Source organism: Neptunomonas phycophila (genome assembly GCF_001922575.1).
In the GTDB taxonomy this organism is placed as follows: domain Bacteria; phylum Pseudomonadota; class Gammaproteobacteria; order Pseudomonadales; family Balneatricaceae; genus Neptunomonas; species Neptunomonas phycophila.
The window spans coordinates 1-642 of the sequence record NZ_MRCI01000017.1 but is presented as its reverse complement, the minus strand read 5'-3'; the positions used below and the strand labels follow the sequence as shown (position 1 = coordinate 642).

The window sequence follows — 642 nt, the reverse complement described above, 5'->3', positions numbered from 1 at the left end:
CTCGCGTATGTGCAGAAGTTTTCGGTGGTGAAGCCGTAGCATTTGACGGTATCGATAAGGCACCAGAAGAGCGTGAGCGTGGTATCACGATCTCTACGTCTCACGTAGAGTACGAATCTAAGATTCGCCACTACGCGCACGTAGACTGCCCAGGTCACGCTGACTATGTTAAGAACATGATCACTGGTGCGGCGCAGATGGACGGCGCTATCCTAGTATGTGGCGCGACTGATGGTCCTATGCCACAGACTCGTGAGCACATCTTGTTGTCTCGTCAGGTAGGTGTACCTTACATCGTAGTATTCTTGAATAAAGCTGACTTGTTGGCAGAAGACTGTGGCGGTGTTGATTCTGAAGAATACGCAGAAATGCGTGAGCTTGTAGAAATGGAAATCCGTGAGTTGCTAGACACTTACGACTTCCCAGGTGATGACACGCCAATCATCTGTGGTTCTGCTTTGATGGCATTGAACGGCGAAGATGACAACGAATTAGGAACAACAGCGGTTAAGAATCTAGTCGAAGCGCTAGATGCTTACATCCCTGATCCAGTTCGTGCGATCGATCAGCCATTCTTGATGCCTATCGAGGACGTATTCTCTATCTCTGGTCGTGGTACAGTAGTAACAGGCCGTGTAGAGC

General features: G+C 49.2%; 1 protein-coding gene. It reads left to right on the top strand.

Features of this window, described 5'->3' with window-relative positions; all coding sequences use genetic code 11:
- Positions 1-642 (top strand): GTP-binding protein (locus tag BS617_RS17900; RefSeq protein ID WP_249263646.1); only part of this gene is annotated, 642 nt, incomplete at both ends.